This is a genomic window from Corynebacterium sp. 22-2729, assembly GCF_053479475.1.
Window position 1 is genome coordinate 104,468 of the sequence record NZ_JBRBCA010000004.1, and the last position, 17,535, is coordinate 122,002.

The 17,535-nt window shown below is 58.5% G+C and carries 13 protein-coding genes; 5 read left to right on the top strand and 8 right to left on the bottom strand.

Translation table 11 applies throughout. From position 1 onward, the window contains the following. The first annotated feature begins 2 nt into the window (after positions 1-2). A complete protein-coding gene (locus ACUY2T_RS04090) occupies positions 3-419 on the top strand; it encodes a metal-sulfur cluster assembly factor (RefSeq protein ID WP_448307668.1) in 417 nt (138 codons plus the stop codon). Here the strand turns inward: ACUY2T_RS04090 and ACUY2T_RS04095 are convergent. Further along, the gene (locus ACUY2T_RS04095) at positions 409-1,245 is read right to left on the bottom strand and encodes a lycopene cyclase family protein (protein WP_448307669.1); all 837 of its coding nucleotides are present in this window, start codon (positions 1,243-1,245) and stop codon (positions 409-411) included. The genes ACUY2T_RS04090 and ACUY2T_RS04095 overlap by 11 nt on opposite strands. 694 nt (positions 1,246-1,939) lie before the next feature. On the opposite strand from ACUY2T_RS04095, the gene ACUY2T_RS04100 reads away from it, so the two are divergent. Next, a complete protein-coding gene (locus ACUY2T_RS04100) occupies positions 1,940-3,571 on the top strand; it encodes an ABC-F family ATP-binding cassette domain-containing protein (protein ID WP_448307670.1) in 1,632 nt (543 codons plus the stop codon). Here the strand turns inward: ACUY2T_RS04100 and ACUY2T_RS04105 are convergent. Together ACUY2T_RS04105 and ACUY2T_RS04110 are read right to left on the bottom strand one after the other, a co-directional pair. Continuing rightward, entirely contained in the window at positions 3,568-4,311 is a 744-nt protein-coding gene (locus tag ACUY2T_RS04105) for a glutamine amidotransferase (protein WP_448307671.1), read from the bottom strand. The two genes, ACUY2T_RS04100 and ACUY2T_RS04105, sit on opposite strands and share 4 nt — an antisense overlap. A gap of 37 nt (positions 4,312-4,348) precedes the next feature. After that, a complete protein-coding gene (locus ACUY2T_RS04110; protein WP_448307672.1) occupies positions 4,349-7,732 on the bottom strand; it encodes an indolepyruvate ferredoxin oxidoreductase family protein in 3,384 nt (1,127 codons plus the stop codon). A 238-nt stretch (positions 7,733-7,970) separates the two neighbouring features. Between ACUY2T_RS04110 and ACUY2T_RS04115 the strand changes: the two genes are divergently transcribed. After that, positions 7,971-8,450, top strand: coding sequence for an Lrp/AsnC family transcriptional regulator (locus ACUY2T_RS04115; protein WP_448307673.1), 480 nt, complete (start codon positions 7,971-7,973; stop codon positions 8,448-8,450). Here ACUY2T_RS04115 and ACUY2T_RS04120 read toward each other — a convergent pair. The 5 genes from ACUY2T_RS04120 to acnA form a co-directional block, all read right to left on the bottom strand. After that, positions 8,427-9,185 carry a hypothetical protein gene (locus tag ACUY2T_RS04120; RefSeq protein WP_448307674.1) on the bottom strand — a complete coding sequence of 253 codons (759 nt, stop codon included), beginning with the start codon at positions 9,183-9,185 and terminating at the stop codon, positions 8,427-8,429. The two genes, ACUY2T_RS04115 and ACUY2T_RS04120, sit on opposite strands and share 24 nt — an antisense overlap. Before the next feature lie 59 nt (positions 9,186-9,244). Continuing rightward, the gene (locus ACUY2T_RS04125; RefSeq protein ID WP_448307675.1) at positions 9,245-10,618 is read right to left on the bottom strand and encodes a PFL family protein; all 1,374 of its coding nucleotides are present in this window, start codon (positions 10,616-10,618) and stop codon (positions 9,245-9,247) included. An 18-nt stretch (positions 10,619-10,636) separates the two neighbouring features. Continuing rightward, the gene (locus ACUY2T_RS04130) at positions 10,637-10,906 is read right to left on the bottom strand and encodes an ACT domain-containing protein (RefSeq protein ID WP_293791245.1); all 270 of its coding nucleotides are present in this window, start codon (positions 10,904-10,906) and stop codon (positions 10,637-10,639) included. 31 nt (positions 10,907-10,937) lie between these two features. Next, a complete protein-coding gene (locus tag ACUY2T_RS04135) occupies positions 10,938-11,507 on the bottom strand; it encodes a TetR/AcrR family transcriptional regulator (RefSeq protein ID WP_448307676.1) in 570 nt (189 codons plus the stop codon). 132 nt (positions 11,508-11,639) lie between these two features. Further along, a complete protein-coding gene (gene acnA, locus ACUY2T_RS04140) occupies positions 11,640-14,450 on the bottom strand; it encodes an aconitate hydratase AcnA (protein ID WP_448307677.1) in 2,811 nt (936 codons plus the stop codon). 249 nt (positions 14,451-14,699) lie between these two features. Here acnA and ACUY2T_RS04145 point away from each other — a divergent pair, with 249 nt between their 5' ends. Together ACUY2T_RS04145 and ACUY2T_RS04150 are read left to right on the top strand one after the other, a co-directional pair. Then, complete coding sequence (locus tag ACUY2T_RS04145) at positions 14,700-15,227, top strand: Rv1476 family membrane protein (protein ID WP_448307678.1); 528 nt, start codon at positions 14,700-14,702, stop codon at positions 15,225-15,227. A gap of 401 nt (positions 15,228-15,628) precedes the next feature. Next, positions 15,629-17,530 carry a DIP1281 family NlpC/P60 protein gene (locus tag ACUY2T_RS04150; RefSeq protein ID WP_448307679.1) on the top strand — a complete coding sequence of 634 codons (1,902 nt, stop codon included), beginning with the start codon at positions 15,629-15,631 and terminating at the stop codon, positions 17,528-17,530. The last annotated feature ends 5 nt before the right edge of the window (positions 17,531-17,535 follow it).

Below are 17,535 nucleotides of genomic sequence, written 5' to 3' on the forward strand. Positions count from 1 at the left end.
CCATGACTGACAATGCAAACGCTGCAGAGCCCACCGCACCGGAGATGGATCCCTCGCCGTTGGACAAGGCCCCGCAGGGTCCCTCCGAGCGCAGCCCGGAAGACATGGCCATTGCTGGGAAGGTGGAAGAGCATCTGCTGGACGTTATCGATCCCGAGCTGGGTATCAACGTTATTGACCTGGGGTTGGTCTACGACCTCTGGATCGAGGACAAGAAGGCTGTGATGAACATGACCTTGACCTCCCCGGCCTGCCCGCTGCAGGATGTGCTGGAAGATCAGGCACGCGATGCTGTACTGAGCAACGTCGAAGAGGTTACCGACCTGCAGATCAATTGGGTGTGGAGCCCGGCTTGGGGCCCGCACATGATTAACGAAGAGGGTCGCGAACAGCTGCGCTTCCTCGGTTTCACCGTCTAGCCCACACCGCTTGTGCCACCGACCACGGTTGGCAAAACAGCGGTCGCAGGAATCTGTGCCGCAGCCCCGCTCCCTTCCGCAGCGCCCACATTGTGCGTGCCACCGCTAGGCCATCCCGTCCGGTGAGGTACGCCAGTTGCCGACGTGTATCGAGAGCAAAGAAGTGCCCGAAGAAGTCCTTCAAGGTTTCCCCATCAGCTCGCGCAGTCAGCTCCCCACCGATTTGTCGCAATGTGTAGGCGGCCCAACCGCCGAGCGGTCGATCGTCCAGGAATTCATCTACTGCCTCTAACGCATGGCCTAGCGAATAGCCCGTTGCCGGGTTAATGAACCCTGCAGCGGCACCGAATTTCTTTCCTTTGTGACGCCGCCGCGTCCCCATTGGAATCGACACCTGTTCTTCGCGTATCACCTGTTCCTCGGTGAGGCGTTTCCATGAGCACCGCTGAGCCAGCCGTTCCCTCAGAAGCGTGAATAATTCCTGCTGGCTGGCCGGATCTGCATTACAGTGCGTCGCCAGGATCGTTTCCTCAAACAGCCAGCCCTCGCTTGTGCGTTGGGCATAGAAGAAGCTGGGCGGGGCTGAGGGATCTTTCAGATCGGGAACGCCCCAATCCATGAGAACTCCGTTTGCTTTCGGGTGTGTGGGAGCGAAGTCAAAGTTATCGAAGGGGAAAAACCACCCCACCGCAAGCTGCCACAGAGCAGCGTCTGTGCGCGGAGCACCGGTGCAATCAATGGCTGACATGCCGTCGGGGAGTGCCTCTGGAATGATCTGCACACCATACCTGTCTAGCGCCTCGACGACAGCTTCTTGATCGAGCATGCGGTTTGTGAAGCCAAGCACACGTTGTCTCGGCGGCGATCCCGCAGCGATTCCTAATGGCGTCGGCGGGCCAAATAGGGGGTCTGCCCAAGAAGGGATTTGTGGGGTGAACACTCCGTAGGTACCCGGAAATGGGGTAGGGCTGCCCACTGTAAAAGAGGGATCGTATGCAACAACTGAGAACCCACGTTGAACTGCTCGTATAGCAAGCAAAGCCGCAGCGGGGCCGAACCCTTTAAGCACTAGCTGCCGACCCACAGAAACTCCTTTCTGGAAGTGGAAATGTGGCGGAGATTACTGGGTTTACCCCCGAACTTACAGCACCGTGGTTTACTTATATTGTTCTAAGACACACCGCTAGGTTATCGAGAGAGCTACAACTATAAGAACTACCTAATAGAAACTAAAGTGGCCGTAGTTCAGGTTTAGGTTGAGTGTTTGGGGGACAGGTACCGCAGGATATGTAACGCTTAGCCTGCGCAACCTGAACACAGTTTCTAACATAAACATTGTCCTACTCGGTACGAACATACCGTTAAAGTGGGGCAATGAAGAATGGGGGAATGAAATACAGGCCCCGTCGACGACAGACAGGCCAGCGACTCGGGGGCTGTGGGGATCCCGAGTAACGCAGCGCCAGTGTTAATGGGGTGGGGAGGGTCGTCGGCGGGGATGACTGATAGGCTTCTTCCTTGTGATTGTTACTAATGACCTCGAGGTTCGGGTGGGGGCCCGAACTCTGCTGAACGCCCCCGGGCAGCACCTACGCGTACAGCCTGGCGACCGCATCGGCCTGGTCGGACGCAACGGCGCGGGCAAGACTACTACGATGCGCATCCTAGCTGGCGAAGGCGAACCCTACGGCGGCTCTGTCACTCGCAGCGGCGAGATGGGCTATCTTCCACAGGATTCAAAAGAGGGAGATATTGAGCAGACCGCGCGCGATCGCGTGCTTTCCGCCCGCGGCCTCGACCGTATTCGCCAATCCATGGAGCGTCAGCAGGAGATCATGGAGACGAGCGAATCGGCTAGTCAGCGGGATGCGGCGATTCTAAAGTACAGCCGTTTGGAGGAGAAATATCACTCCCTCGGTGGCTATGAGGCCGACAGCGAGGCCGCACAGATTTGCGACTCTCTTGGCCTGCCAAGTCGCATTCTTGACCAGCAGCTCAAGACCCTTTCGGGCGGCCAGCGCCGCCGCGTGGAGCTCGCACAGATCCTCTTTGCAGCCACCGCCGGATCCGGACGCTCTCAGACAACATTGCTGCTTGACGAGCCGACTAACCACCTGGATGCCGATTCCATTACCTGGCTGCGCAGCTTCCTTTCCAAACACGAAGGTGGTCTGATCATGATCAGCCACGATGTGGAACTGTTGGAGGATGTTTGCAACAAGATCTGGTTCCTTGACGCGGTACGGGGTGAAGCCGATGTGTACAACATGGGCTGGTCGAAGTACAAAGATGCCCGCGCCACCGATGAGGCGCGTCGCCGCCGCGAGAAGGTCAATGCCGAGAAGAAGGCCAGCGCACTGAAGCAGCAGGCCGACAAGCTTGGCGCAAAGGCTACCAAGGCGAAGGCTGCCAAGCAGATGGCCGCCCGCGCGGAGAAAATGCTGGGCAGCCTCGATGAGGTGCGCGTGGAGGACCGCGTAGCCAATATCAGCTTCCCGGAGCCGGCCCCCTGTGGCAAAACCCCCATGTTCGCCAAGGGGCTGACCAAGATGTATGGCTCGCTGGAGGTCTTTGCCGGAGTGGATTTGGCAATTGACAAGGGCTCGCGCGTGGTCGTGCTGGGCTTCAATGGCGCCGGTAAGACCACACTGCTCAAGCTTCTGGCCGGGGTCGAACGCACCGACGGCGAGGGTGGCATTGTCTCCGGTCATGGCCTAAAGGTCGGCTACTTTGCCCAGGAACACGACACGATCGATCCGGATAAGTCAGTGTGGGCCAATGCCATCGAAGCCTGTCCCGATGCCGGCGAGCAAGATCTTCGCGGCCTGCTGGGCGCCTTTATGTTCTCTGGCGAACAGCTTGATCAGCCTGCTGGCACTCTGTCAGGTGGCGAAAAGACGCGCCTAGCACTGGCCACCCTCGTGAGCTCTCGAGCCAATGTGCTGCTGCTGGACGAGCCGACGAATAACTTGGATCCGCAGTCCCGTGAGCAGGTTCTCGATGCGTTGCGCACCTACACCGGCGCTGTCGTGCTGGTGACACATGACCCAGGCGCGGTAAAGGCTCTGGAGCCGGAGCGAGTCATCGTTTTGCCAGATGGTGTGGAAGATCTATGGAACGATGATTACATGGAGATCGTCGAACTGGCTTAACCCACCATACCCAGTGAGCTGCGGGAATACTCCACAAAGCGCCGCAGTAGCGAGTTCGCCGCGGCTGTGTCCTGCCCTTCAAAGTGGGCGTAGGTTTCTGCGATCTCGGCTGGGTCGCAGTAGCCCTCGTCCTCATAAAAACTCAGGCGACGTGTGATGCCCGCAGCATCCATTTCGGGGTGGAATTGGCTAGTCCACACGTTGTCACGATAGCGATAGATCTGCACGGGGCAGGTCTCGCCGGTGGCTAGCAAAGTAGCTTCACTTGGCACCTCGGCCACGGAATCTTTGTGCCCCGTCAGCGCGGTGAAACGCTGGGGGAGGCCACCAGTGATCGGGTCGATGCGTCCGGCGTCGGTAAGTGAAACCTCGCTAGTGCCGGCCGATTCGGAGTACGCACTATTGACCTCACCATCGAGATAATGCGCCAACATCGAGGTGCCGTAGCACGTGGAGAAGATTCCGAAGCGCTGCCGTTCCGACTCGATAGTGATGAAGTCGACGAGCTTCTGGGAAATGGTCTCCTGCCAGTCCACGTCGACTGGGCGGGTGATCGTAAAAGGCGAGCCGCCGATGAATACTCCCTCCACGCCGTCGAAGCTGCCCAGATCGGCTCCGGGATTGTCCAGCGGCCTTTGTTCCAGCTCAGCTGGAGTGAGGCCACTGTAGCTCAGGAAGTCGGCGTATTCCGCCGCGAGCACCTCGGCGCCGCTGCGGGGGCAAAGCAGTACAAAAGTCACAAACGCGACTATTACAGACCGCTTAGTCTATTTACTATTATTTGACGCCATTTCGTGCCAACTTATCCAGCAACTCGTTGGCACTGTCGATCTTCTTCTGCTCGAATCCCCGCACTCCATCGGCCGCTGCTGCCAGTTCAGCCAGTGGAGCTACCTGCTCTGCAGTCTGCAGTTCACGTGCACGTCGCAGGATTTCATCGCGGTATACCTGCACCAGCTCGCGTTCAAGCTTGCGCACCTCCGCATAGCCGAAGATATCCAGGCGAGTACCACGGAGACGCTTGGCCTTGGCTAGGGCCCGTAGAACCGGACGCATGCGTGGACCTAGGCCAATCTTCCGATTCAACCCCAGTGCCCGCAGCAGAGGCGGCTGGAATTGGACAGTGACCTCCGCATTTCCCTGTGCAGCGGCGAAGCCGGGATCCAGTGCAAGACGAGCGACCTCGTATTCATCCTTATAAGCCGAGAGCTTGTGCAGCCCCGCGGCGAAGTTACGGGTGAGCTCGGCCGGGCCATCTGGATTCACCCGTCGCTCATGGGCATACACGGCACGTACGTCAGCCAGGTAGCTTTCGGCATCCTCCGGCGTACCCCAGCGACCCATTTCGTCGACGTATACGCCGACTTGTTCCACCAAGCTGGCCTCCAGTAGGCGCTCCATCTTCGCGCGAGTACGCGCCAGGGGAGTAACCTCCATGTGCTGGGCGTAGTCTGGTTCTTTGCTCAACAGCTCGATCAGCGCTTCGGGACGGCTCACCAGCTGGCGGCCCCGGCGAAACGCCTGGATATTCATCTCCGCTTTTTTGCCATTGATTCGCAGTGCTTGCTCTATCGACTCCGGCGTCACCGGCAGAGCACCCGCCTGCACTGCGGCACCGACTAGCAGCATGATTTGGAATGTGGACTCACCGAAAAGCTTCGTAGAAACACGGATTGCGTCGGTGATAATCGCCCGCCTTGCCGCGTGACCCAACGCACCCGCAATCTGCACCCCGTTGGGACGAGAAGCGGTGACGTCCGTGCACATCTGACCAGTCGGAGTCGTCGAATCCGAAAGCACCGCGATTGTCCGCGCCGCATTGAGCACCGAGGTGCTCGGATCCTCCGCACCTGTCACTCCATCGAGGGCGATCAACAGATCTGCACTACCGCGCGACACCGTTCCGGTGTGCTGGCCGATGGTCCTAGAGATACGCAAATCGGAGACTACCGACCCGCCCTTTTGTGCCAGTCCGGTCATGTCCGTACCACGTACTGCGAGACCATCGAGGTGAGCCGCAGTGGCGATCACCGCAGATGCCGTCATAACTCCTGTGCCACCGACACCCGAGATGCGTACATTCCACGGATGCTTCGCATCGAGGTCACAGGCCGGGGCCGGTTCGAGATCGGTGGCGTCAACACGCGGCACGTCACGTGGCCGCTCTTCCGACACGACAGTGGTAAATGCTGGGCAATCGCCGGTCAGGCACGAGCGGTCGACGTTGCAGCTTGTCTGGTCAACGCGGGTCTTGCGGCCAAACTGTGTGTCCACAGGCTGGAGGGAAAGGCAGCCAGACTTCTCTCCACAGTCACCACAGCCCTCGCAGATGCGTTCATTGATCACAATCTTCTCAGTTGGTCGGCGGCGCTTATTGCGATTTCTGGCACGGCGCTTTTCCGCGGCACATTCCTGATCGTGGATCAGCACCGATACGCCCTTTTGCGCCGTGAGTTCCTTTTGCACCGATGTCAGTTCCTCGCGTGGGCGAACCTGTACCCCGGAACCGCGCAGTATCTTCCGGGTGCGTTGCACATCGTCACTGGTCACAATAATTCTGCCTGGATTCTCGGCACGCACCATATCCACCAGCCCAGCCAAGCTCGGCTGCCCCACAGGATCCTGGCCACCAGTCATTGCCACGGTGCCGTTGTGCAGCAACTTAAGGGTTACGTTCACCTTTGACGCCACTAGCGCCCGCAGCGCCAGTGATCCAGAATGCAGGAAGGTTCCGTCGCCCATGTTTTGCACAAAGTGCTCTTCTGTGACGAAGCTGTGCATACCGATCCAGTGTGCACCCTCGCCACCCATCTGAGCCGTGCCCATGACATTGCCCACGCGCTTGTCGTCCATCAGCATCACCATTGCGTGGCAGCCAATTCCAGCCCCCACCAGTGTGTCCTCGTCCGCGCGGGTGGACAGATTGTGCGGACATCCGGAGCAGAAGTGCGGTACGCGATTGGGTACGGCCAATGGCAGGGAGATCCGAGTTGGCCCCGTCGTCGGCCCGGCTACCTCGATACCGTCAGCGCGCAGCACGCGGGGGAGTTGCTTGAGTGGGTCTTGCACATGCTCGATCCGGGGGCGCACCGGCAGATCGTAGAGGCAGGCGCGCACGGATTCCAGCAGGTGAGTGCCCAGTTCCTCTGCGACAATCAGCGTATCCAGTCCGTCACAGAATCGTTCTAGCTCCTGCGGATCCAATGGAAAAGTCATGGCCAGCTGTAGTACGCGAACCTGCGCCTCATCCACAACTTCCGCAACCTCAAGCGACGTATTTCCGGCGCAGATCACGCCGACCCGGTCGCCGTCATTGGCATTCCACCAGCGATTTAGGCGATGCTCGCGCGCATAGTCCAATGCGCGATGCAGACGTTCACCTACGCGGGTGTCTTCCAAGGCCAAAAGCCGCTTGCCGAGTAGGCGGGCCTCCGGCTCGTGCTCGCCGCCGCGTTCTACCCCACGGGGAGACGTGGCTTCCTTGATTGCTTCCAGATCCACACTGGCTGATCCATCCGCAACGGGTGTAGTAATCCGCAACGCCGTCCACAGTCCGCTATAGCGAGACATCCACGCGGCGTGCGCGCCAAGGCGCAGAATGTCGCCCGCATCGACGGGCACCAACGTGGGTATGCCCAGATCGGCCAAGATACGCCCGGAAGCCGAGGGGATGGTGGAGGACTTCGCAGTCGGGTCGTCGCCTACGAAGGCCACCGCTCCACCCGTTCCGCTGGTACCGGTCATGTTTGCATGTCGAAAGGCATCAGCAGCGCGATCGAGTCCCGGCGCCTTTCCGTACCAATAACCGACCACGCCATCGACCCCAGGCCTTACGGTTGCCCGTGCAGTCATTTGCGATCCCGCGACAGCGGTGACACCCAGCTCTTCATTGACGGCGGGGAAGTGCTGCACGTCAAAATCCTTGAGCAACGAGCCGCGGCGCCCCAGCTCTAGATCGTATCCACCCAGCGGGGATCCCTCGTAGCCGGAAATGAAGCTGGAAGTCTTTAACCCCATATCGCGGTCTGACTCTGCACGATCCAGCACTGTCCGTACCAAAGCCTGGATACCGGTCAGATGGATATTTCCCGTTTTCTCGCGGTATCGCGACTGGGTGTAGTCGGGGAGTTGCTGAGTCGTGGGGATGAAGGTCGAGGTCATCGCTGTTCACCCTTTCATGTGTGCGGAAAATGTGTTTCGAATCACACTAGGTTGATGAGCGGACCAAACTTAAGTACCCCCGCCAAGATATTTCACTTAGCAAATATTTTTAGCTAACCCGCCTTGAGAACTAGGCCAATGGCCTAGAATCTCATTCAACATAAACCATATTTGCTGACAAAAGTAGATACTTTTTAACAACAGGCCTTAATGGGCGTCACAAGGAACGAGAGCGCTAATGCGAGACCTTGACGAAACAGACATCAAACTCTGTGTACTGCTGAGCGAACGCCCAAAAGCTGGGGTGCGAGAGTATGCGCGTGTGCTCGGCGTCGCGCGTGCGACCGTCAGTAGCCGCATGGAAAAGTTGATAGACAGGGGAGTGATCAGTAGCTTTGCGCCACACTTCCACCCCGGAGCCTTGGGTTTTCCTTTAGGTGCCTTTGTCCATGTCACGTTGGACCAGCGCACCCTCGACCGCGTCACGGCCGAGTTTGCGAAGATACCGTGGATTACCGAGGCTCATTCACTCGCCGGTCCTTATGACCTCACCTGCAAGGTGGTGGCACGTGATCATGGCCACCTCGAACAAATCACTCTGAAGCTACAAGAGGTTAAAGGGGTTCAACGAACCCGGACGGAGATCATCCTGCGGGACCGGATCCCCGCCCGGCACAGCCAGCTCTTGCAGGCCCTATCGGATTTGCGCGACCTCTAGAGCTGCCTTGACCTGCTTTGCGGAAAGATCCGTGGCAATCGTCGCAGTCTCTGGCTGGCCAGCGATATAACGGCAGATGGTCCAGCCATTTGTGTACTCCGGCTCCAGCACATCCATCGGCCCTTCTGCCATTCGCAGGTTGTAGGCGTGGCCGTTCCAGTCGGCAGGAGCATTGAACTCTCCGGTGCGGAAGGTGAAGGGTTGAAGGCCATCCGTTGGATAAGCCTGAGCCATAGCCTTGTAATAAAACCGACGGTCAGTGTTAGTGGTATCGCCATTGTCGTTGTGGGTCGACACTCGCGAGATCCACACCCCTCCGACCCGTACGGGGGCAAAGCGCAGCCAGCCATTTCCCCAAGCCTTACCTAGAATCTGCAGGCGACCACGGCGTTTTCTTGCACTATAAAAGGCAATACCTGCCATCAACAGACCAATAGCTGAAAGCACAATGCCAATCACCGTGGATTGCGTTCCACCACGGAGCCCCAAAAAGCCGCTGAAGAGCACCAGGCAGGCTCCTACGCACAGCACTGCCGTTTGCACCGCGCTAAAACCCGCGGCGTTGCCCGCCACCGGCATGCGCCCGTTATTCGACAAGGCGGCGTTAATTGCCGCCGAACCCGCAGGCAGAGAGCAACGCTCGTCGAAGGTACCGGCCTGGGCGCCCCGCACCAGACCATCCGCTGGGTCGTCGATTACGACCGACGAGCGACCGTACTGAAAGATCTCCACCATGTGCCGAACCACTCCTTGCTTGTTTTATGTTTCAGCTAGTTTTTAGGTTCCGCAAGTTCCTAATTCCGATAACCGTGCAACGGCGCCGGAATAAAGCCACCGCGGTTGATAAACTCCGCGCTGCTGACCTGATTGACGCCGATTACCGGCGCATAGCCCAGCAGACCACCAAAGTCCACGTTATCGCCCACCTTGGTTCCCACCGCGGGGATAACACGCACAGCGGTCGTCTTGTGGTTCATCACGCCAATGGCAGCCTCGTCTGCGATCATGCCTGCAATCGATTCCGCGGGCGTATCGCCAGGAATAGCGATCATGTCCAGCCCCACAGAGCAGATTGCCGTCATCGCTTCCAGCTTGTCGATGCTTATCGCACCGCTGCGCACTGCGTCAATCATTCCCTTGTCCTCCGAAACCGGGATGAAGGATCCGGACAATCCACCGACGCGTGAACAGGCCATCATGCCACCCTTCTTCACTGCGTCGTTGAGCAGCGCCAGGGCAGCAGTGGTTCCATGCGTACCAACCTGGCCGAGCCCCATATGCTCCAGGATATGCGCCACCGAATCGCCAAGTTCTGCCGTCGGGGCCAACGAGAGGTCGACAATGCCGAAGGGAACTCCCAGGCGCTGTGCGGCCATGACACCCACCAGCTGACCCGTGCGGGTGATCTTAAATGCAGCGCGCTTGATCTCCTCAGACACCTCGTTCAACGTCGCACCGGTCATCCCGGCTACTGCGCGATCCACCACACCAGGGCCAGATACGCCCACGTTGATTACGCAATCTGGCTCCTCCACACCGTGGTAAGCACCCGCCATGAAAGGATTATCGGACACGGAGTTGGCGAACACCACGAGCTTTGCGCAGGCCAGTGTGCCACTGGAACCGTAGGTAGAGCAGTCCTTAATCACTTGCCCCATCTCGCGAACAGCATTCATATTGATGCCTGCTTTAGAGCTACCCACATTAACGGAGGCACACACGACATCGGTCTCATTCAGCGCCTCCGGCAGAGAGCGAATCAGATCCAACTCACCTCGTGTTGCGCCCTTATCAACCAGTGCGGAATAGCCACCGATGAAGTTCACACCCACTTCATTTGCAGCCCGGTTTAGAGCCTCGGCGATGCGCACTGGATTGCCTTCCACTGCGGATGCGAGAATTCCCACAGGAGTGACAGAGATGCGCTTGTTAACGATCGGAATACCCAGCTCGCGCTCGATTCCTTGGCACACCGGCACGAGGCTGCGGGCATAGTCCACCACGCGCTCGTACACTGCCTCCGCGGTCGCCTGCATCGTCTCGCGAATACACGGCATAAGGTTGATGCCCATCGTCACCGTTCGAATATCGAGACGGTACTTCTCGATCATTTCGATGGTTTCGAGGATGTTGTTGCTCTGGTTTGTGACGCCACGACGTGGATTCATGTTCTAACCCCCGAACCCTTAAACGTCGTGCATGGCGGAGAAGATCGACTCCGACTGCACCCTAATAACCAGCTTTTCCTGCTTCTCGACCTCCGCCATGCGATCCTGCACATCGGCGATGCCAAACTTCGTGTCGTCAATGCGCACATGCAGAATCATGGTGAAGTAGTCGTCCATGATGGTCTGGGAGACGTTGAGAATGTTGACGTCTAGTTCTGCCAGGGCAGTGGACACGGCAGCGATAATTCCGGTGTGATCCAGCCCGGTCACGGTCATGATTGCGATCATGTACTACATGCTACTCACCGGGCCGGACGACTTATTGGCCGGGGGAACGCAGGGACCCTTCCACGAAATCCAGGGCATCAGATAACCCTTCCGTCCCCTGGAGCTGCGCGAGTCTGCCCAAAACGCCCTCCAACACCAACTCCAGGGTTTGAGCAATGGTCTCGATCTCTACGTCAGCACGAATCCTGCCGCTGGCGCGCTGCTCCCGTAGTCGGGTGCGCACGGTTTCCTTTAGCGCCAGCTGATCCAACTCCCACTTCGCTGCAAAGCAGGGGTCAATGTTGACGCGGCGAGTGATTTCAACTCGCATTCCCCACCAGTCTGTCAAGTCTTTTGACTTGACAAGCGTGCGGATTGCGCCGATTAGGCCTTCATCTGCAGCGAGCTCGGCCATTTTGCGCATATCCTCATGAGCCACCTCTAAAAACAGGTGATCCTTGTTTTGGTAGTGGTGGAAGATCGCACCGCGGGACTTGCCAGTGGCTTCCTCTAGGCGGGCGACGGTGGCTCCGTCGTAGCCGAAGGTCGCGAAGCAGTGGCGGGCGCCGGCGAGAATCTCGACCTTTCGCTCTGCCAAATCTCTGTCGCTTACTTTGGGCATCTGGGTTTAACCTTCTGTGGGAGTAAAAGCAAAAGTGGCGGTGACCAACGCTGGTCTTCCCGCTAGGGAAGAGGCGCTATGGTCACCGCCCTGTCATGACTATCGCCACGGCGCGTAAGGGTTTTTAAGTCCTTACTTGTCGGACATCATGTTGCGCAGAACGAACTGCAGGATGCCGCCGTTTCGGTAGTAGTCTGCCTCACCGGGGGTATCGATGCGGGTGACGGCATCGAACTCAATCTTCTCGCCGTTTTCCTTGGTGGCAGTTACCTTGACGGTCTTCGGGGTGGAGCCGTTGTTGAGCTCCTCGATGCCCTCGATGTCGAAGGTCTCGGTGCCCTCGATACCCAGGGACTTCCAGGACTCGCCCTCCGGGAACTGCAGCGGAACAACACCCATGCCGATCAGGTTGGAGCGGTGGATACGCTCGAAGGACTCGGCGATGACGGCCTTAACGCCCAGCAGCAGGGTGCCCTTAGCAGCCCAGTCACGGGAGGAGCCGGTGCCGTATTCCTTACCACCCAGAACAACCAGCGGGGTGTTTTCCTTCTGGTAGTTCATTGCAGCGTCGTAGATGAAGGACTGCGGGCCACCCTCCTGGGTGAAGTCGCGGGTGTAACCGCCGCTTACGCCGTCCAGCAGCTGGTTCTGCAGGCGGATGTTGGCGAAGGTACCGCGAACCATGACCTCGTGGTTACCACGACGTGCGCCCAGGGAGTTGTAGTCCTTGCGCTCCACACCATTGGCATCCAGGTACTGCGCGGCCGGCGTGCCGGGCTTAATGGTGGATGCGGGGGAGATGTGGTCGGTGGTCACGGAGTCGCCCAGCAGAGCCAGAACGCGTGCACCCTTGACGTCGTTGACAGCCTCCGGCTCCTTGCTCATGCCGTCGAAGTACGGAGCCTTGCGGATGTAGGTGGAGTTCGGATCCCAAGCGAAGGTCTTGCCGGACGGAGCCTCCAGGGAGCGCCAGCGCTCGTCACCCTCGAAGACATTTGCGTAGTCCTCGGTGTACAGGTCCTTGGTGATGGAGGAAGCGATGACATCCTCGATGTCCTGGGTGGACGGCCAGATGTCCTTCAGGAAGACATCGTTGCCATCCTGATCCTGGCCGAGCGGCTGGGTCTCGAAATCGAAGTCCATCGTACCGGCGATGGCGTATGCGATAACCAGGATCGGGGAAGCCAAGTAGTTCATCTTGACGTCCGGGTTGATACGACCCTCGAAGTTACGGTTACCGGAGAGCACGGCGGTAGCGGCCAGGTCGCCCTCATTGATGCCTGCGGAGATTTCCTCCGGCAGCGGGCCAGAGTTACCGATACAGGTAGTGCAGCCGTAGCCGACCAGGTAGAAGCCCATAGCCTCCAGGTCCTTCCACAGGCCAGCCTTCTCGTAGTAGCCGTTAACAACCTGGGAGCCCGGAGCCATAGAGGTCTTAACCCACGGAGCAGCCTTCAGACCCTTAGCAGCGGCGTTGCGAGCCAGCAGACCAGCGCCGACCATGACGGACGGGTTGGAGGTGTTGGTGCAGGAGGTAATGGAGGCGATTGCGACCATACCGTGATCCAGCTCCACGTCCTGACCGTTGTAGTTGACGGTGACCGGGTTGGACGGACGCCCCTCTGCGCCAGCGGCTGCGGAAACAACATTGCCCTTCGCATCGGCGGCAGAAGCCGGTGCATCGGTGGTCTGAGAGGAGGTGTTCTCGGTAGCCGGGCCTTCTGCATCGAAGTCCGGGGTAGCAGCGGAAGCATCAGCGTCGACGTAGTTGTGCAGATCCTTGCGGAACTGGGACTTGGCGTCAGTCAGCTCGATGCGATCCTGCGGACGCTTCGGGCCAGCGATGGACGGAACAACGGTGGACAGATCCAGCTCGAGGTACTCGGAGTACTCTGCCTCGTTCTCCGGATCCAGCCACATGCCCTGTGCCTTGGCGTATGCCTCGACACGATCCAGGGTCTCCTGGTCGCGACCGGTCAGCTCCAGGTACTTCACGGTCTCTTCGTCGATCGGGAAAATAGCGGCGGTGGAGCCAAACTCCGGAGACATGTTGCCGATGGTTGCGCGGTTAGCCAGCGGCAGCTCAGCAACGCCCTTGCCGTAGAACTCGACGAACTTACCAACTACGCCATGCTGGCGCAGCATATCGGTGATGGTCAGAACGACGTCGGTGGAGGTGACGCCTGCCTGGATCTCGCCGGTCAGCTTGAAGCCGACGACGCGCGGGATCAGCATGGAGATCGGCTGGCCGAGCATTGCAGCCTCAGCCTCGATGCCGCCAACGCCCCAGCCCAGGATGCCCAGGCCGTTTTCCATGGTGGTGTGGGAGTCGGTACCGACACAGGTGTCAGGGTAAGCCAGGCCGTTGTTGTCGAAGACAGAGCGAGCCAGGTACTCGATGTTCACCTGGTGGACGATGCCGGTTCCCGGAGGAACAACGCGGAAGTTCTCGAAGGCGCCGGTGCCCCAACGCAGGAACTTGTAACGCTCGTCGTTGCGCTGGTACTCGATCTCGACGTTCTTCTCCAGAGCGTCTGCATTGCCGAATGCCTCGATAATCACGGAGTGGTCGATGACCATCTCGGCCGGGTTCAGCGGGTTAACGTCGTCAGCCTCGCCGCCCAGAGCCACGACAGCGTCGCGGATGGTTGCCAGGTCAACGATGCAGGCCACGCCGGTGAAGTCCTGCATGATGACGCGGGCCGGGGTGAACTGGATCTCGAAGTTGGGCTCTGCGGAGGGATCCCAGTTGGCGATTGCCTCGATGTGCTCGCGAGTGATGTTCTGGCCATCCTCGTTACGCAGCAGGTTCTCGCCGAGAACCTTCAGGGAGTAGGGAAGCTTCTCCATTCCCGGCACTGCGCTCAGCGCGAAGTAGTCATAGGACTTCTCGCCGACCTGCAGGGTGCTCTTGGAATCGAAGGAGTTGATGCTTTCAGCCACAGTGAGCTCCTTTAATCTCTTCTTTTAGTCGATATGTGTCGTCGATGTGGTCGCCGCCGCGCACTAGTCAGCTGCACTAATCAGCTAATGCCTTCGACTACTACGCAAGAGGCTCTGCTTACCATTGTGGCAGCATTGTTCCCGCGACGTCACTCAGAATTTTAACAGTACGTTCGTTCTGCTGCGAATCCTGCGATTTTAAGCGTGTCGTCAGCACCCTCACCCCTATTTCGGTGCTAAAACTGCCCCATGACCGATTCGCACGCCCCCTCTCCTTCGGACGACGTCGCACAGCTCATCGCCTCTCTTGATGACGCCTCAGTGTTCGTCGCCGAAGACTTCCCAACGGAGGTGGAGTCTGGATCAGCCGGCCTAACCAAAAGTCTCAATTCGATTGTCGAGGGCGCCAGTGGGGGAGAATCGGCGTCAAAAATAGGAAAGCTAAAGATCGGGTACATCACACAGGACGATCCGCTTCATAATAGTTTGCGCGACAAGGCACAGAAGGTTCTCGATGGCACGGACGCGGATACCGTCATCCTGAAGTCTCCCGGGCAGGCGGCAGTCGTATCCGAGAACCTCTCGCGCTACGCGATCGAGTCAAATACGAAGATTCTCCGCGAGGCTAATAGTCACCCTGAGGTAACGCAGGACTTCCTCAATCAGGCCACCGGCTTTGAGGCTCCCACAGGGATGGCAAACGTTGGGGTTTTACTTTCGCTCATTATTGCGGCCGTAATCACCTCGTTATGCAAACTCCGCTCACCGCGGAACTAAATAACAGTTTGAAATAGTCAAGTCTGGGGGATTGACTATCTTTAAGTGCGGATTCAGAAAATCGCGGGGTTGACCCATGTAATGCAATGTGACACGCCTATGTTTTTCAAAATGTGACACATCTCACACTTGTAACTTTTTCGTTACTATTCGCAGGTCAAGGCAATTGCCGTTACTTATGTGACTGGTGCGGTTAGTGCGAAATATGTTGTAAAAGTTTACGGCCTTGACTCAAGTGCCCTAGGGTTCCGAGTGTCAACTTTTGAAACGAGTTGAACTCGAAGTGACTTTTGAGAATAGCCCGACGGGACCTGTACTGATCGCATGGGGAAGTGCGAACAGCTGGACCGAGGGTTTCGCTCGCTTCAATCCCAGTTGTAAAAACATCAGGAGAATCGATCGTGACACCACGACCTCAAAGCCGTAAGCGCACAGCGTTGGCAGTAGCAGTTACTGCCGGCGTGACGCTGCAATCCACGACTATGGTTGCCCACGCCGATGACAAGCGCACCGTAGAAAGCTTCCTGGCCGACCTCGTCGGTCAGGTCTCACGCGCAAAGTCTCAGGTATCCGATATGGAAACCGAGATGGGCACTCTTCGCGAAAATGCCAACAAGGCTCGCGTGGACCTCACCAATAGCCAAGGAGCGGCGCAGAAGGCACAGGACAAGGTTGTCTCCGCGCGTGACCGTCTGAAGTCCTCCGATTCTGCTGTCTCGAAGGCTCAGGTGAAGCTGAATGACATTGCACGTTCCGCCTATGCTCAAGGTGGCGACGCTTCCGCTGTTAATCTGGCCGCTAGCGGCAGCGATGCTGTGGGTGACACCCTTGATCGATCCTCCTACATTGAGGCTGCGGCGAAGAAGCAAAAGAGCGAGGTAGATCGTCTCGATCTCGCTCGCACGCAGAATGCCAACGAAGAATCGTCCCTGCGCGACTCCCGCAACAAAGCAAACAGCGCAGTTGACGACGCAGTTGAAAAGTACAACACTGCCCGCACCACGCTGAGCGATAGCCAGAAGAAGCTCTCCGATAAGCAAGCTGAGTACAAGCGACTGCTCAAGGAGAAGAAGAAGGCAGAGAAGGCGCTGCGCGATGCTCGCGCTGCTGTAGAGACTTTCACTAACCTCCACCCGGATGCTTCCAGCTGGGACAAGCGCAAGGTTGCCGAAAAGGCGGCCGAGAAGTCCGGTGCGAAGGTTGAAAAGAGCTCTGAGAAGGCTCCTGAGTCCGCTGGAACTACTGAGACCACTCAGCCTACTGAGACTACTGAGACCACTCAGCCTTCTGAGGCTACTGAGACTACTGCGGCTACCGAGACCACCGAGAGCACCGAAGCTACTCCAGCTTCGGAAGAAACTGGTGAAGCCAGCAAGACCAACGAACCTGAATCGAAGCCCGCCAGCTCCTCGCTGGGCAACCCAGCAGGCTTGCCCGAGCTTCCAGCCGAGCTGCAAGGTTCCTACGACCTGAACGCTGGCGGCGATAAGCAGCGTCAGGCTGCAATCGACGGCCTGCGCAAGGCTGGTGAATCCGCTCTGATGGCCGGGTTCTCCACCGCACTCGCCGGAAACCCGGATGGAGCATTGTCCGCCGCTGCTGAAGCGGGTCGCACTACCGCAGGTCAAGAGTACGACCGCGCTATGGGTACCGTGAACAACGCAGCAGCCCCCGCAGCTCCTTCTGCTCCTGAGGATCCCGCAGCTCCTCAGGCACCTGCTGCCGCAGGAACTCCGGCAGATCCCAACGCTGAAGAAGCCGAAGCAGGCACTGAAGAGGCTGCAACCCCGGAAACTCCGGAAGCCCCAGCTGCTCCGGAAACTCCAGCTAACCCCGCCGAGGCTATTGCCGACGCTCTGGATCCGAACGCCCCGGACACCTCCGGTAGTGCAGAGGAAAAGATCGAGCGCGTCATCAAGCGTGCCGAAAGCCAGCTGGGGCAGCCCTATGCCTGGGGTGGCGGTAACTTCTACGGGCCAACCAAGGGCATTCGTGACGGTGGCGTGGCTGACGCCCACGGCGACTACAACAAGATCGGCTTCGACTGCTCTGGTTTGATGATGTACGCCTTCTACAGCGTAGGCGTCGAGCTTCAGCACTACTCCGGCTACCAGTACACTGCCGGTAGGCAGGTACCGTCTTCGCAGGCAAAGCGCGGAGACATGCTGTTCTGGCCCGGCCACGTCGCCCTGTACCTGGGTGATGGCAAGATGATTGAGGCACCGCAGTCCGGTGATGTCGTCAAGGTCTCGGACGTGCGCTGGGGCGGCATGCAGCCCATGGCCGTCCGCATGATCGAGTAAGAAAA

What these genes read in the sequence shown, in the direction of transcription:
- ACUY2T_RS04090 (WP_448307668.1), top strand. Translation starts at nt 3, where the DNA reads ATGACTGACAATGCAAACGCTGCAGAGCCCACCGCACCGGAGATGGAT.
- ACUY2T_RS04095 (WP_448307669.1), bottom strand. Translation starts at nt 1,245, where the DNA reads ATGCTCGATCAAGAAGCTGTCGTCGAGGCGCTAGACAGGTATGGTGTG.
- ACUY2T_RS04110 (WP_448307672.1), bottom strand. Translation starts at nt 7,732, where the DNA reads ATGACCTCGACCTTCATCCCCACGACTCAGCAACTCCCCGACTACACC.
- ACUY2T_RS04115 (WP_448307673.1), top strand. Translation starts at nt 7,971, where the DNA reads ATGCGAGACCTTGACGAAACAGACATCAAACTCTGTGTACTGCTGAGC.
- ACUY2T_RS04120 (WP_448307674.1), bottom strand. Translation starts at nt 9,185, where the DNA reads ATGGTGGAGATCTTTCAGTACGGTCGCTCGTCGGTCGTAATCGACGAC.
- ACUY2T_RS04125 (WP_448307675.1), bottom strand. Translation starts at nt 10,618, where the DNA reads ATGAATCCACGTCGTGGCGTCACAAACCAGAGCAACAACATCCTCGAA.
- ACUY2T_RS04130 (WP_293791245.1), bottom strand. Translation starts at nt 10,906, where the DNA reads ATGATCGCAATCATGACCGTGACCGGGCTGGATCACACCGGAATTATC.
- ACUY2T_RS04135 (WP_448307676.1), bottom strand. Translation starts at nt 11,507, where the DNA reads ATGCCCAAAGTAAGCGACAGAGATTTGGCAGAGCGAAAGGTCGAGATT.
- ACUY2T_RS04145 (WP_448307678.1), top strand. Translation starts at nt 14,700, where the DNA reads ATGACCGATTCGCACGCCCCCTCTCCTTCGGACGACGTCGCACAGCTC.